This window comes from Arthrobacter agilis, assembly GCF_006494655.1.
Classification (GTDB): domain Bacteria; phylum Actinomycetota; class Actinomycetes; order Actinomycetales; family Micrococcaceae; genus Arthrobacter_D; species Arthrobacter_D agilis.
Genome location: NZ_VHIM01000010.1, coordinates 97,115 through 111,760 on the forward strand (window position 1 = coordinate 97,115; position 14,646 = coordinate 111,760).

Below are 14,646 nucleotides of genomic sequence, written 5' to 3' on the forward strand. Positions count from 1 at the left end.
GATCAACATCTCAAAGAGGAGCATCAGGTGAGTCAACACACCGAGTCCGCTGCCGGTCGGCGATTAGCGCGCGCCGTCCGCGACGTCGTCTTCGTCGACGGAGTCCGAACCCCCTTCGGCCGGGCAGGAGACAAGGGCATCTACGCCGGGATGCGCGCGGACGACCTCGTGGTCAAGTGCATCCGGGACCTCTTGCGCCGCAATCCTTCCCTTCCTGCCGAGCGCGTCGACGAGGTCGCCATCGCTGCCACCACCCAGACGGGCGACCAGGGGCTCACGATCGGCCGCACGGCCGCCCTCCTCGCGGGCCTTCCCCGCACGGTTCCCGGCTTCGCCATCGATCGCATGTGTGCCGGCGCCATGACGGCCGTCACCACGACGGCCTCGGGGATCGCCTTCGGCGCCTATGACGTCGTCATCGCCGGAGGCGTCGAGCACATGGGCAACCACCCGATGGGAGCGGACGCCGACCCGAATCCGCGCTTCATGTCGGAGCGCATCGTCGATCCGGCTGCCCTGAACATGGGCAATACGGCGGAGAACCTCCACGACCGCTTCCCGGAGATCACGAAGGAGCGCACGGACGCCTATGCCGTCCGCAGCCAGCAGAAGCTCGCCAGGGCGTACGAGGCGGGTCGGATCCAGCCCGATCTCGTGCCCGTCGCCGCCCGGAAGCCAGGCTCGGGGTGGACTCTGAACACCGTGGACGAGCCGCCGCGCCCCGGCACGACGGTCGACGACCTCGCGAGCCTCCGGACTCCCTTCCGCGCCCACGGACGTGTCACGGCCGGCAATGCCGCGGGCCTGAACGACGGTGCGACGGCAGCCCTGCTGGCGTCCGCCGACGCTGCCGAGGAGCTCGGCCTCCCGGTCCGCATGCGCCTCGTCGCCTACGCCTTCGCCGGCGTCGAGCCCGAGGTGATGGGCATCGGACCCGTCCCCGCGACCGAGAAGGCGCTCCGTCAGGCGGGGCTCGACATCTCCGATATCGGGCTGTTCGAGATCAACGAGGCCTTCGCCGTCCAGGTACTGAGCTTTCTCGACCACTTCGGCATCGATGACGAGGATCCGCGGGTCAACCGCTACGGTGGCGCCATCGCCGTTGGGCACCCCCTCGCCTCCTCCGGCGTCCGGCTCATGAATCAGCTGGCCCGCCAGTTCGAGGAGGATCCCTCGGTGCGCTACGGCATGACCACCATGTGCATCGGCCTCGGCATGGGTGCCACGGTCATTTGGGAGAACCCCCACCACGAGCACTACGGACAGGATGCAGCATGAGCTTCGAACGCTACGACGAACTGGCAGCGCTCGTCCCCACCGAGATCGTCAGCCACTCCTACGTCCAGGACGTGACCCTTGCGGAGGGCGCCGGCGTCCTGGCCCTCATCACGCTCGACAACGACCTCGACCACGCGAAGCCGACGACCCTCGGGCCGAACACGCTCATCGAGTTCGGGCGGACGCTCGAGGGCCTGAAGGACCGCGCCGCGCGAGGCGAGATCCAAGCGGTCGCTGTGACGGGCAAACCGTACTTCCTCGTCGCGGGAGCGGACCTCAGCACCGTCAAGAGCGTGAAGTCCGAGCACCTCGGCCGGCTCATGGCCGAGCTGGGCCATGAGGCCTACGACCTCCTCGCCGACATGGGGGTGCCGAGCTTCGCCTTCATCAACGGCGTGGCCCTGGGCGGCGGACTGGAGATCGCGCTGGCCGCGAACTACCGGACGGTGTCCTCGGGCGCCAGCGGGATCGGCCTGCCCGAGGCGTTCATCGGCCTCGTCCCGGGATGGGGCGGCGTCTACCGCCTCCCCCGCCTGATCGGCCCTGCCAATGCCGTCAAGGTCATGATCGAGAACCCGCTGAGCAACAACCGCAGCCTCGACGGCCGCGCGGCCTACGGCCTCGGCATCGCCGATGCGCTCTTCGAGCCCGCCGACTACCTCGAGCAGTCGCTCCTCTGGGTAGCGAGGGTCGTCAATGGCGGCGAGGCTGCAACGACGGTCACGCGCCGCCGGGCCGAGCTGGCCCGGTACGACGACGCCGCATGGACGGGCGCCGTCGCCGCGGGTCGGGCGTTCGTCGAGACGAAGACCAGCAATGCCGCACCGGCGCCGTCGCGCGTGCTGGACCTGCTCGAGGCCGGCCTGACGCTGACCCGGAAGGAGTCGGCAGCTGCCGAGTGCACAGCCCTGGCCGAACTCATGCAGACGCCCGAGTTCCACGCGACGGTCTACGCCTTCCTCGACCTCGTCCAGAAGCGGGGCAAGCGCCCCGCCGGTGCACCTGACAGGAAGCTTGCGCGGCCCGTCTCGAAAGTCGGTGTCGTCGGCGCCGGGCTCATGGCAAGCCAGCTCGCGCTCCTGTTCGCACGCCAGCTGAAAGTACCCGTGGTGCTCACGGACATCGATCAGGCCCGGGTGGACAAGGGCGTGGCCTACGTCCATGCCGAGATCGACAAGATGCTTGACCGGAAGCGCCTGTCCCAGGATGCAGCCAACCGCGTCAGGGCACTCGTGACCGGTTCTGTCTCCAAGGATGTCTTCGCCGACGCCGACTTCGTGATCGAGGCCGTCTTCGAGGAGATGTCCGTCAAGAAGCAGGTGTTCGCCGAGGTGGAGGCCGTGGTTTCCCCCGACTGCATCCTCGCCACGAACACGTCGTCGCTGTCCGTCGCCGAGATGGCCGCGGACCTGCGGAATCCCGAGCGTGTGGTCGGCTTCCACTTCTTCAATCCGGTTGCGGCCATGCCGCTGCTCGAGGTGGTACGAGCCCCGAAGACCGACGACGCCGTCCTTGCCACGGCCTTCGTCCTCGCCAAGGGCCTGAAGAAGAACGCCGTGCTGGTGCAGGATGCACCGGCTTTCGTGGTCAACCGCATCCTCGGACGCATGTTCGGTGAGATCACCGCCGTCTTCGATGAAGGCACCGACGCCACCACGGCGGACAACGCGCTGCGCCCCATGGGTCTCCCGATGACGCCGTTCACCCTGCTGGCTCTCGTGGGACTGCCCGTGGGGCAGCACGTCCAGGAATCGCTGCATGCGGCGTTCGGGGACCGGTTCCACGTGTCGGCGAACCAGCAGAAGCTGATCGACGCGGGAGTGAAGGGCCTGTGGCAGAAGCAGGACGACGGCTCCTACTCCGTTCCCGACGCCACACTGGCCCTCATGGAGCGGGGTGGTTCGCCATCCTCCACGGACGAGGTGCTGCGCCGGACACAGGATGCCCTGGCGGACGAGATCGGGCGCATGCTCGACGAAGGGGTCGTCGCCGCTCCGGAGGACATCGACCTCTGCATGATCATGGGTGCCGGGTGGCCCATGCATCTCGGCGGCATCACGCCGTACCTGGACCGCGTGGGCGCCTCGGAGCGTGTCCGCGGGACGACCTTCCACCAGGGCTGACTCCGGCCGGCTCGACCGCTGCTGCTGCTGCTGGGAGGGGTCCTCCCCCGTGATCGGGTGGGGGACCCTTCTGATCGGGAGCGCTAGGTCGTCGTGGCTCTGGCGCGTCGCTGCAGTTCCCGATACACGGTGGTCCGAGAAACCCCGAGCAGTTCAGCGATCTCGCCCTGGGTGTGCTCTCCGGCGTCGTACAGATGCAGCAGGTGCTTGCGCTGGCTGGCGGAGAGTTTGGGTTGCTTGCCGCGAAGCCGTCCGTTGGCTTTCGCGATGGCCATCCCCTCCCTCGTCCTCATACGGATCAGGTCCGATTCGAACTCTGCGACCATGCCGAGAACGTTGAACAATAGGCGGCCTATCGGATCCGTGGGGTCATGGATGCTGCCGCCCAGATTGAGGGCCACACCTTTCCGCGTGAGCTCGTCGACGATATCCCGTGCATCGGACAATGAACGGGCGAGGCGATCCAGTTTGGTCACCACCAGGGTGTCGCCCTTCCGGCAGGATGCCAGTGCTTCGCGCAGTCCCTGACGGGTTCGGTTCGCGCCGGTGAAGCCGTGGTCCACATGGATGTTCTCAGCCTCGACCCCGAACGCCAGCAGAGCATTCCGCTGGGCGGTGAGGTCCTGCCCCTTCGTGGAGACGCGTGCGTATCCAATCTTCACGGGATCAGTGTTGCAGATAGCGCAGCTTTGCGGGCGTTTTCAGAGTATGGGTCTTACGCTCTTCGCGCCCCGGCAGGGTGAGCGAGGGCGTTGCCGTGGCCCGCACTACTTCCCAAAGTCGTCTGCGCGGGCGCAGAGCGACCGGCTAACGGGCACTCTCGACCGGCCTCTCATGACACGCCCCAGGTTCTCGGCTAGCAATCGAAGGACCTTCACCACAGGTATTGGCGTAAGACCTAGATGAGGACGACGGGCATCAGGCTGATGTTGTCGCGCATGGCAACGACGCCTCCGCGCATGGTGCCAACGGTACTATCGGTCCTAGTTGGAGCAGCCTAGCTCTGGAACGTAAGGGGAGCGATTTCCGTGAAGCTCATCACCGCAAACTTGCGACGGTACAGAAGTATCGAAGACGGCAGCGAGTTCACCGTAGAACCCGATGTCACCTGCCTCGTTGGAAAAAATGAGTCCGGTAAAACTGCAGTACTTCAAGGTCTATATAAGTCCTACCCTGTAGATAAATCGAAATTTGACGAAGGACTGGACTATCCGAGCCGCCTAACTCGGGAACGGAAGGAAGAAGGTAAGCTCCGAGTCGCGGAGCTTACCTATGAGCTTGACGATTCTGAGGCAGCGAAGGTTGAAGCGCGGTTTGGTCATGGAGTTCTCAAAAGCAAAATTATTAAGATGACTACCGGCTACCGGTACGAGGGTGTTTCAACGTGGGATGTACAAATTGATCAAGCTGTAGCCGTAGAACATCTACGCGAGGGGCTCGATCTTCCTCAGGCGACGCAACAGCTGGCCAATCAGGCCACGACCGTTCCCGCGCTGACACAGATACTTGAAGGCATGGAGGCTCCAACAGCTGCTGTTACGCAAGTTCTTACAGTGGTCGAAGGCTGGCGTAACAACGACCTGCAGCTCGCTGTGATTGATTCACTAGCAGCAGATCGACCCAGATTTGTGTACTTCGGCGATTACGACTCGATGCCTGGTAAAGTTTCCATTCCCTATCTCATAGCCGCCCGAACAAAAGGAACTCTGACCCGAGGTGAGGAGGCAGTACTGGCGCTCCTCAGCATGGCCGGGGTGGACCTAGAAGATTTTCAGGAACCCGAATCGCATGAACACCTTATACGGGATCTGGAAAATGCTTCCAACAGCATCAGTAGCGAGGTGTTTGAGTACTGGACACAGAACAAGAACCTATCCGTTCGGCTCGACATCATCGGAACACCCGAACCAGGAGCTGCAGCCCCCTTCAACCAAGCACCGCTGCTGCAAATTCGGGTCGTGAATCAACGCCACAATGTCAGCGTTCCCTTCGATGAGCGGTCACGTGGCTTCGTTTGGTTCTTCTCCTTCCTCGCCTACTTCACTCACCTCGAAGAGGACTCCAAGCAGCAACTAATCTTACTCTTGGATGAACCCGGCCTGAATCTGCACGCGACAGCGCAAGCTGATCTGCTTCGCTTTATTGACGAACGACTCGCCCCTAGCCATCAAGTACTCTTCTCCACTCATTCCCCATTCATGATCAACGCTCACAAGTTCGGTCGGGTTCGGACTGTGGTCGACGATGAACAGAAGGGAACAATTGTGTCTGCTGACGTACTACGCGCTGACGCCGAGACAGCATTTCCCTTGCACGCGACTCTGGGTATCGAACTAAGTCAAACACTATTTGTCGGGCCAAACGTTCTACTTGTTGAAGGCCCCGGAGACCTTCTCTACCTTGAAGTACTCTCCGAAACACTGAAATCGTTGAATCGGGAAGGCCTTAATGAGAAGTTGGTCATTACTCCTGCTGGGGGAATCGCAAAGCTTCCAGCGTTCATTGGACTTCTAGGATCAAATGGACTCAACACAATTGCATTAGTTGATACATCTAGTAATGACGTGGCAGCGGTCAAGCGTCTAAGAGAAGCTGGCCGTCTTGGCGGCGGCGGAATAGTTGAAATTGGCACCGTCTTAGGTAAGGCCGATGCTGACATTGAAGATGTCTTCGAGCCAAGTTTCTACGTCGAACTGATCAATGATGCATATCAAGGATTGCTAAGCGGTAAAAAGCTCACCGTGAAGGAACTGCCCGACGACCCACGACTGGTTCGACGGGTAGAACGTGCTTTCGAAACCCGAGGAATTAACCATGGTCGCATAAATCACTTTTCGCCTGCTGCTGCTCTCAACCGGAGGCAGAGTCATTATGTGCCAAAAATCAACGAAAAGACGTTGGACCGGGCCGAGCAGCTTTTCGCCTCGATTAACGTACTCGTACCTCGAAGCTGAAGAGGACAGCGGTGTCCTGCAGGGTCATCCCCCAGCGAGATGGTCGTGCAGAAGCATTTACTATCTGGTGTCGTTAGAGCTTGTTCAGGCGTCGCAGAGCGAGTGACCGTGCCTCGGTGAACCCCAAGGACCGGTAGAGATGCGCGGCATCGGGTGTCGCATGGAGATCCACGACCTCGGCATTCATCTCATCCAGCCATGACAATCCGGCGCTAACCACTGCACGGGCCAAGCCGCGTCCGCGCTGCTCTGGTTCCACGAAGACAGAGGACATCGACCTACTGGTGCCTCGAGGAAACCCCGGCCCGGGCAACCGATCCTCGAGCGTCACCACCGCACAGGCCGACAATCTGCCGTGCTGGTGATTGCCGTTGATATCGGGCTTCTCATCGATGACGAAAGCGGCCAGCGTGCCTTGGGCAATACGCGAAGCGATCGCCTCCTGCGCAGCTGGGTACCACGAGGTGTCATCGACGTCCTGTGCACGGCCGGCTGCGCCTGCTTCTGCCATCGCAAGAAACATCGCATGCCGCAGTCTTACCAACTCGGGCGCGTCCTCTGGCCGCGCTTTCCTTACCAGTACGGAAATCGTCATGCAGACCATTGTGCAGGACCGCTAAGTTCCACCGAACGCCCGAACGCCCGAACGCCCGAACGCCCGAACGCCCGAACGACGTTCGGTGGAGGATCCGATGGGTTCGTAGAGTTCCTTTGCTCCTGGGGAAATGCCTTTTCCCAATGCGCAGGCTCAACGTGAGGTTTTGGCTGCGAGTCTCGCAATGAAGTCTTCTTGCGCAGGAGTTTCAATGGCAGCGGGACGATATTTACTGCGCACGTAGTCGACTGCCAGGTGCGGTGGTAGCCCATCAAGTATTGCCAGGCATGCCAAAGCGGTGCCGGTTCGGCCATGCCCTCCCCAATATGCAACTTCGACCCGTTCGGTGGGGGCGCGTCGCCAGGCTTCCCGAAGTGCGCTGCACGCATCGTCGGGATCAGTAGGTAGCCCGAAATCCGGCCAATCCACCCACCGCGCGGGCCATGAAAGTTTCGGTGGTTCATCGAGTAGGTAAACCCCGAAGTCCGGCGCCTCACCATTCGGGGGTGCCTCGCCGAGCCCACGCCCACGCACGATCCGCCCCGATGGGAGGCTCAGCAGCCCTGTTGTTATGGCTGAGTTCCAGCTACTCACAGCACCTCACCTAAGCCGTTGTTGTTGAACTATTCGAGAAAGGTACCCACCGCTCAGAACATCAACAAAATGCTCCGAACCGCATGAGCCGAGTCTGCCATCACACCCGGATCGAGGTGAAGCATCCGGGCAGCCCTATGACTCCAGGGTGCTCAGGAGCGTCGAGGAACAGCGCTTCAGGTACTGGTGCTGCAACTACAGCGCACGGTTCAGGATCCCCTTGGGAGTCCGTCACGGATAATCAGCGGATGGCAGTATGCCGGGTCGCAGTAAGCCGATTATCTGAAGTCTTCCCTTGACATCGTGTCCAAGAAATCTCACCCTGAAGTAATGACTTCAGATATGGGCGCGACCCCTTCAACATCAGGGACGATTGCGGGGCCGCGGAAGATCACCAGCCGCGACGCTCTTACGGCATTGGCGGTCCCCGCCCGCTTCGCGATTCTCGACCATCTCCTGGCAGTGGGTCCGGCGACCGCGAGCCAGTGCGCGAAGGTCGTGGGAGAGACGCCCTCGAACTGCTCCTATCACCTGCGCGCCCTGGCGAAGGTGGGTCTCGTCGAGCGAGCGGACGCGTCGGCGACCGATGGACGTGACCGCCCCTGGCGGGCAACAGCCGCAGGTTTCGATTTCTCAGGTGATGGAACCCAGGCCGGTGAGATCGCCGGCAGCGCGCTGGAGGCCGCTGCGACCCGCACCGCGAACGACGCGTTCGATCGCTATCTCGCGCACCGCAGCGGGGTTCCACAGTACTGGCGGGACGCCGCGGGAACCCAGCTTTACCGTCTCGAGATCACCGCCGAGGAACTGACCGGCTTGGCGGCATCCATCGATGATCTTCTGCGACCCTACATACGCAGCAACCGATCCGAGCTGCCGCAGGATACTCAGTCGGTCCACCTTCAGGTACGATCCTTCCCGGACACTCCGGGCAAGGACGCTCCCTAACCGTGCTGCGCCTCCTCCGCGATCGGCGTATCGCCGGGCTGGCAGCAGCAGGATTCCTGGCCGAGGTCGGCGACTGGATGCTCCTGATAGCACTCCCCCTCCATGTCCTGGCCCTCACGGGATCTCCGCTGATCACCGCCACCGTCTTCGTCCTCGGGCTCGCACCAACCGTCGTCGCAGGACCCCTCGCCGGAGTGCTCATCGACCGCAGCGAACCGTGGAAGATCATGGCGATCGTCGCCGGGCTCCAGGTTCTCTGTCTCACGCCACTTCTCGCCGTCGACGACGCCTCCGACCTGTGGATCCTCTACACCGTGGTGGTCGTGGAATCCGTCCTCGGCACGATCATCGAACCCTGCCGGGCCACGACCGCTGCAGCGAGCGTGCCCGCGAACCGGCTGGCTGAGGTCAACCAGCTAATGGGTGTCCTCTCGAGCATGGCGCGCCTCCTCGGCAGCCCCCTCGGCGGACTGATCCTCGCCTCCGGCGGCTTCGACGCCATCGTCTACGCGAACGCAGGCACCTTCCTCGCAGCCGCCGTCGTCTTCTCGATTGGCGCCCGGACACGGCGCGCAGCACCAATTGGCACCCGTCCTCCCGGGGCGACCAGCCCGTGGACCGACCTCGTCGAGGGCCTCGGCATCACGGCCAGAACCCCCGCCCTTCGGCAGGTCATGGCGATCACCGCTGTCATCGCCCTGGCACAAGGCGCCTTCGTCCTGCTCTTCGTTCTCTTCGTGACACGCGAACTCCGAGGAACCGAAACGGACGTCGGCCTGCTGCGCGGCGTGCAAGCCATAGGGGCGCTCCTAGGAGGTGTACTCCTCGGACTGATCATCCACCGCATCCCGCCGCGACAGCTCATCTCGGGATCCCTCGCAGTGTTCGGTGCCCTCTCGCTGGCGATCTGGAACCTGCCCGCCCTCACCACCAGCATGCCCCTCTACATCGGCCTCTTCATCCTCGTCGGCGCCCCCGGGGTGACCCTCATGACCGGCATGCTCACAGTCCTCCAAACCAGCTGCACTCCAAGCGCACGAGGGCGCGTCCTCAGCACCTACTTCGCCCTCTACGGGGCAATGCAAGCCCTCGGCACACTCATTGCGGGTTTCCTAGGAACCGGTACAGGACTCACCATCGGCCTACAAATACAAGGCACCCTCTACTTCGCCGCGGCCCTCATGGCCCTCCGCCTCAGGACACCACCAGCGTCACCGGGCGTTCCTCTCCGCTAAGGGATCGGTGTACGAACAGGGCGTAGCTGACACACTGAACAGCGACAGCCGTCAGATAGCTCCTTCACGAACGGAACCGCCCGCATGAAGAACTGGAAAGCGCCGAGTAAGATCCTTCTCCTGTTCGGAGTGTGCCTAGTTGCGTTTCTCGTGCTGCGACTCTTCGTACCGTCCGAGTATGCGTTGCTGGTTTTAGGTATCCCCGGAGCCATCTTCGTCAGTTACATGGCGAACCTGGGAGTGAATATGGTCCGCAACCCACCCCCGCCACCAGGGAAATTCGACGATGTAGGCAACGCTGACCCGCAGTAGCCCTCCGGGTGGAGCAGTCCCGCTGGCCGATCCTTCAGCGACCGTCAGGATCGGAGTAGGCAGTGGCTTGCCACTGCCTACTCCTGAATTTCGAGAGACTGCTAGGCGATGACCAACCAATTTGGGAGCTCGATGCCATGACTGATCGCAACCACCTCAAGAAGCCAAGGGTCGGGCTGAGTCAAATCTTGCTGGTGGCGATGGCTCCGATGATGGTTGTAATTGCCATCCCCTTGAATGTGTTTCTCGGTCGAGCAGTCGCTCTCACTATTGTCGCGATCGCGGTGTGCCTGATCATCGTGACGGTTCTACTGCTCAGTCGAGCCGAGAGGAAAAAGGCGGGTTTGCGTGACTAGGGCGCACGCATCCTAAATAGTAGTGAGCTGCCCGTACAGGGACCCCCGCTCCAGGTGCTAGCTTCACCATATGACCGCTCTAGCGAAAGCAATGTGAAGCGCGTGGGCGCTGGTTTCGTAATGATCTTGCTCGCGGTAGCTGCATTCCGAGGAAGGAAGGTCATCGGGCGCTTCCAGGCGAACGTGCTGCTCCAGGCCTTCGACATCGGCGAGGACCGTCAGTCCGAGATCGCAGCTGGCCTGGCCACAGTTTGGGTGGCTGTGTCGGTGATGCTCGTCGCAGGCGGGCTCGTGATCATCTCGGCTGATCTTCTAACTCGATGACACTCAACACTCGATAAGCCCGGAACGCACCGCATAGGTTCGCGGGAGGATCGATGACTGAGTCTGTTGGGTTTGTCGTCTGACGCTGATCACCCGCAGCCAATCACTTGTGGTTCGCTGTCGTAGTGACTGAACCGATTCGAACTACGCCTCTGCACCCAGCGCGTCGGCGCTTGATCATCGCTGCGGTGGTCTGGGTACTGCTCATCCGGACCGGTATCGTCATCGTCGCGGATGCGCTCGAGATCTCCGATAATTGACGCACAATCGTCAGCCTGGGGTTGTTCCTGGCCATCTTCGTCCCAATGTCCCTCGCCGCAGTGAAAGAGCTCAACGACCTTCGCCGCAGCGGAGACGAACCGCTCCCTCAGATCCCTACCCGGGGTTCTCTCATCGTCTCCGGTGTCTTCACGGTCGCGTTCTGGGGCTTGGCGATATGGGTCATTGCGTCGGGCGGCAGCTTCGTCGTGCCCTTGCTACCGATCGTTCTCACCCTCTCGCTCTTTGTGAGTATCCGCAGATACCACCGCGCGGGAGAACCGGCCCAGCCCAATCCAGCAACCTCTCCGGACTGATGTTGTCGACAATGAGCTAACGCCCGCCTGACGATGGTCCTACCCGTCGGATTCCTGCCCGCGCCAGTGTGTACAAACGAGCAGCTACTAGTCACGGTCAGCGGCGGCGGCGGGACGAGCTCGGGATCTGCGTCTGCTCTGATACAAACTCCACAAGGCTGCGAGCAGTAGGCCTACAGCAAAAACAAGAAGGATGACGTCCATGAAGGGTGGAAGTGGTCCTCTGTCTTCCGTCACCGCGACCACGGCTATGTAGACAAAACCTACCGCCAGTACCAGTTGGAAGATTAGAAAGCCCATTGCCGGACGGAGGCGCGATGAGTTCGTAGGCATTTCTTTGACTGTAGATGGAGTCGTAGGACGCCCGCTACACAGCGAGCGTCGCGTCATCGGGCCCGTGAAGGATCACGCTGCCGAACGGTGGTGGATCCCTCAGCGACCGGAGTGCGAGTCGTTCGCCTGCCCTCACTGGTCGTATCCGCCTGGGCAAGCGAGCTACGCGTTGATAACGATCCACGGGGTACTCCAGGGCCTTCGGGCTGGGTTGGTAGCGTCGAGTAGATGGACAACGCATATCGCCAGGACGTAGATTCTTCGCCCGAGCAGAGCACGAAGGACAAGACTGTCGTCGCAGCCTTGGTACTTGTAGGGATTGCGACTCTTATCGGTGCGTTCGAGGAAGCCAGTCGCTGGTCCGATATGGCGCCTGCATGGTGGGTTCAGAGGTACGCGTTACCACTCCTGGCTCCGGCTATCACCCTCGCCCTATGGGCCTACACCTCGCGCTTGGAGCGACGTGCGGGCATCAACCTGGTCCGCGGCCAGTTGGTTCTGCTCATCGGCCTGAGCTTTGTGGCAGCCCTTCCAAGCATCTCCGCCGGACACTCCTTCAGTCTCTTCTATGGAGTGCTGCTACTCCTACTCGCGACGAAAATCTCCGATCAGCGACTCGTGATCGGCGGCGTAATCGCGACGGTCGCGTGGCTTTCCCTGGCGTTGGGCATCATCTACACCGGGTATTCGCTCCTGCTGCTCATCACCGGAGGACTCATCCTCGGGTGTGTTTTCGTGCCCAAGAACCTGCGGAGCACGCCGCAATCTCGTAGGTAAGCAAGCCCACGGTGAGGGCCCTCCGACACCCTGAAGCGTCCCGCTAACGGATCCTTGAGCGGACACGCGAGACCTCGAGTAAAGACGAGAGTCTGCGCTGTGTTTCGATGGACCATGACCACGATTGAGGTAGTGAAGGCTCAGGATCTAGCACTGAGCGACGTTCTCGCGCTCTACAACGCGGTGGAGTGGCTTGCTTACACCAAAGATCCGGACACTCTCCAAAAAGCACTCGAAGGATCATCGACACTGGTGGCTGCTCGCGACGGTCAGATGCTTGTCGGCCTGGCCCGCGTAATCTCCGACGGTGCTTCGATCTGCTATCTCCAGGACATCCTCGTCCGGCCATCACACCACAGGACGGGCTTAGGTCGAGCTCTCGCAGAACGCGCCCTCGGACAGTACCCGCACGTGCGGCAGAAGGTTCTCATCACTGATGACGAGCCAAAGCAGAAGTCGTTCTACGAAGCCCTGGGCTACACGCAGACAGACGAGTTTGCTGGAGGATCCATTCGAGCTTTCGTGCGGTTTGACTGAAAGCTACGTACCGACAGGGATCCTTCATTCGTTCCTCCGACTGGTTCTCGCTGGCGGTTCATGCCGGGCTCAGTTTTTGCGTCCCGATGACGGAGAGTAGTTGGAGTTTGTCGTGGCTCTCGGTGCCGGGGGTTGCAGTGAAGACCAGCAGTGTCTGGGTCTGCTCGGGATCCAGCAGGCTCTGGCAGTACACGGTGAGCTCTCCCAGTTCGGGGTGGAGGAGGCGTTTGTGTTCGCTGTACCGCCATCCCACGGGGTGCTCCGCCCAGACCTGCGCGAACTCCGTGCTGGTGACTTGTAGGGCGTCGACGACGTCGACTGCACGAGATCTGGGTCCTTCTCGGGTAAGGACTTCCCGCAGCTGAGAGACGAGGACCCTCGAGTGTTGGGGATGTTCCTCGACCGGGTACAGGTTCCGCTCACTGTCGTCGGTGAACCATCGCTGAACGGGCCTACTTCACTAGGGACTTCGTGGCCGTTAGGGCGAGTTTTGGTTGACATCCTCACCGTTGGCGGTCGCCTTGCTCGTTTCGTGCTTAGCGCTCAGGGCTGATTCTATGAATGTACAGGTCAGGTCTGATCCAGCTACCTGAACGAAGCATCCCTCGCTCTGGAGGTGTAGGTATCTCCAGTCGCGCATCCAACCCTGCGGTTTGCGGGCGGGAGGTTCGGTTGCAGGAGCGATGACAGCGTTCGGGAACGTCTTGACGTGTCCGGCCGGAGAGCCTTGTTCATCCTCCACGCGAGCTTGAAAGCGGAATGAGCTGTTTTGTAACTCGCCAGCTCCAAACTCCCATAGGTCACGTAACGACCCGGAAGTGGAGCGTGGGAAACGGATGGCGCAGTCAAAGACTCCTCGTTCTAAGTCATTCGCGAGCCGGCGGGACCGCTCTGTTCTGATCGGCCGTGACAGTAAGTAGGTGCCGAAGGCCAAGAGGACCAGGACTATGACGATGCTCCCCCAAAAGGGGAGCCCAAGGGCCATGAGGATGTTGTTGAGAGTTACAGCCGGGACGACGGGAAAAACCAGCAGCCAGAATCCGATTTTCTCCCATCGACCACGCGCGGTCCGTTGGATGTCTTCCATTCCGCCAGACTAGCGAGGCGCACAAGTGGACCCCCCTGCGGACGGTCTGTCTAGTGCTATCAGGGCGGCGGCATGTGCGGGATGTGGGACAGTGATGCATGCCCCCTCGTCTGCGATTCCTACCAGGGATAATTGCACTGGTTCTGTCTTTTCTCTGCGGGTATCTATGGACGCAGGAAGACCGCTTACTTTCCTTCGTTGCAGCGCACCTATGCTCCGCCTTGCTGTGCGTAGGTGTCCCTGCAGCCTTCTTACTGGTCGGGAAAGCACTGGGATGCCGTCCCGATCTCCTCAAGCTCGGAGCCGTCCTACTCGCAATAGCTGCCATTCCCATGCTCACCGCTAATGGCATCTACCTTTTCTCGCTCCGCACAGCTGAGAATGCGGCCGCAGACATCGGCGGGATCGGCATCGCGTTGCTGGGCTGGGCAGCACTACTGGTCATGTCGGCAGCTTGCACGATCGGTCTCCCGCTCGCCAGGCCTATAAATGGCTCATCGTAAATAAGAGTGCAGTTGGGGTCTGAAGCCGCCTGATTCGAGGAGGCTGCGGGCGATGTAGTGGGTGAGGTTTCGGAAGCCGAGGGCTGATCCGCGGAGGTGCTCGAGCCGTCCGTTG

Annotated in this window: 11 protein-coding genes and 1 pseudogene; 9 read left to right on the plus strand and 3 right to left on the minus strand. The window is 61.5% G+C overall.

Going from position 1 to position 14,646, the window contains the following annotated elements; all coding sequences use genetic code 11:
- The first annotated feature begins 27 nt into the window (after window positions 1–27).
- Window positions 28–1,278, plus strand: coding sequence for a thiolase family protein (locus tag FJV46_RS14605; protein ID WP_087026065.1), 1,251 nt, complete (start codon window positions 28–30; stop codon window positions 1,276–1,278).
- Window positions 1,275–3,401: a 3-hydroxyacyl-CoA dehydrogenase NAD-binding domain-containing protein gene (locus FJV46_RS14610; protein WP_087026067.1), complete on the plus strand. Its 2,127-nt coding sequence runs from the start codon at window positions 1,275–1,277 to the stop codon at window positions 3,399–3,401. The genes FJV46_RS14605 and FJV46_RS14610 overlap by 4 nt, the downstream gene beginning before the upstream one ends.
- An 83-nt stretch (window positions 3,402–3,484) precedes the next feature.
- Here FJV46_RS14610 and FJV46_RS14615 read toward each other — a convergent pair whose 3' ends face one another.
- Window positions 3,485–4,063, minus strand: a complete 579-nt coding sequence (locus tag FJV46_RS14615; protein WP_087026069.1) for a recombinase family protein — start codon at window positions 4,061–4,063, stop codon at window positions 3,485–3,487.
- Between the two features lie 366 nt (window positions 4,064–4,429).
- On the opposite strand from FJV46_RS14615, the gene FJV46_RS14620 reads away from it, so the two are divergent.
- Window positions 4,430–6,355 carry an AAA family ATPase gene (locus FJV46_RS14620; protein WP_087026072.1) on the plus strand — a complete coding sequence of 642 codons (1,926 nt, stop codon included), beginning with the start codon at window positions 4,430–4,432 and terminating at the stop codon, window positions 6,353–6,355.
- A gap of 73 nt (window positions 6,356–6,428) precedes the next feature.
- Here the strand turns inward: FJV46_RS14620 and FJV46_RS14625 are convergent, their stop codons facing one another.
- Window positions 6,429–6,950 (minus strand): GNAT family N-acetyltransferase, encoded by a 522-nt coding sequence (locus FJV46_RS14625; protein WP_158250097.1) that lies wholly within the window; start codon window positions 6,948–6,950, stop codon window positions 6,429–6,431.
- A gap of 897 nt (window positions 6,951–7,847) precedes the next feature.
- On the opposite strand from FJV46_RS14625, the gene FJV46_RS14635 reads away from it, so the two are divergent.
- The 6 genes from FJV46_RS14635 (at window position 7,848) to FJV46_RS14660 (ending at window position 12,941) form a co-directional block, all read left to right on the plus strand.
- Window positions 7,848–8,492 (plus strand): helix-turn-helix domain-containing protein, encoded by a 645-nt coding sequence (locus FJV46_RS14635; protein WP_140995583.1) that lies wholly within the window; start codon window positions 7,848–7,850, stop codon window positions 8,490–8,492.
- A gap of 2 nt (window positions 8,493–8,494) precedes the next feature.
- Window positions 8,495–9,727, plus strand: coding sequence for an MFS transporter (locus FJV46_RS14640; RefSeq protein ID WP_087026083.1), 1,233 nt, complete (start codon window positions 8,495–8,497; stop codon window positions 9,725–9,727).
- 449 nt (window positions 9,728–10,176) lie between these two features.
- Window positions 10,177–10,395 carry a hypothetical protein gene (locus FJV46_RS14645; protein WP_126130582.1) on the plus strand — a complete coding sequence of 73 codons (219 nt, stop codon included), beginning with the start codon at window positions 10,177–10,179 and terminating at the stop codon, window positions 10,393–10,395.
- Between the two features lie 93 nt (window positions 10,396–10,488).
- Window positions 10,489–10,719, plus strand: coding sequence for a hypothetical protein (locus tag FJV46_RS14650; RefSeq protein WP_126130583.1), 231 nt, complete (start codon window positions 10,489–10,491; stop codon window positions 10,717–10,719).
- 1,136 nt (window positions 10,720–11,855) lie between these two features.
- Entirely contained in the window at window positions 11,856–12,404 is a 549-nt protein-coding gene (locus tag FJV46_RS14655; RefSeq protein ID WP_104150487.1) for a hypothetical protein, read from the plus strand.
- Window positions 12,405–12,518: 114 nt separating this feature from the next.
- Entirely contained in the window at window positions 12,519–12,941 is a 423-nt protein-coding gene (locus FJV46_RS14660; protein ID WP_087026097.1) for a GNAT family N-acetyltransferase, read from the plus strand.
- 58 nt (window positions 12,942–12,999) lie between these two features.
- On the opposite strand, the pseudogene FJV46_RS15270 reads toward FJV46_RS14660, so the two are convergent.
- Window positions 13,000–13,377 (minus strand): annotated as a pseudogene (locus tag FJV46_RS15270) (MmyB family transcriptional regulator); the annotation flags it as partial.
- Window positions 13,378–14,646: the final 1,269 nt, after the last annotated feature.

Bases quoted from the DNA above. Each gene is read 5' to 3' on its own strand.
- FJV46_RS14625 (WP_158250097.1), bottom strand. From the start codon at position 6,950: ATGACGATTTCCGTACTGGTAAGGAAAGCGCGGCCAGAGGACGCGCCC.
- FJV46_RS14660 (WP_087026097.1), top strand. From the start codon at position 12,519: ATGACCACGATTGAGGTAGTGAAGGCTCAGGATCTAGCACTGAGCGAC.
- FJV46_RS14645 (WP_126130582.1), top strand. From the start codon at position 10,177: ATGACTGATCGCAACCACCTCAAGAAGCCAAGGGTCGGGCTGAGTCAA.
- FJV46_RS14655 (WP_104150487.1), top strand. From the start codon at position 11,856: ATGGACAACGCATATCGCCAGGACGTAGATTCTTCGCCCGAGCAGAGC.
- FJV46_RS14610 (WP_087026067.1), top strand. From the start codon at position 1,275: ATGAGCTTCGAACGCTACGACGAACTGGCAGCGCTCGTCCCCACCGAG.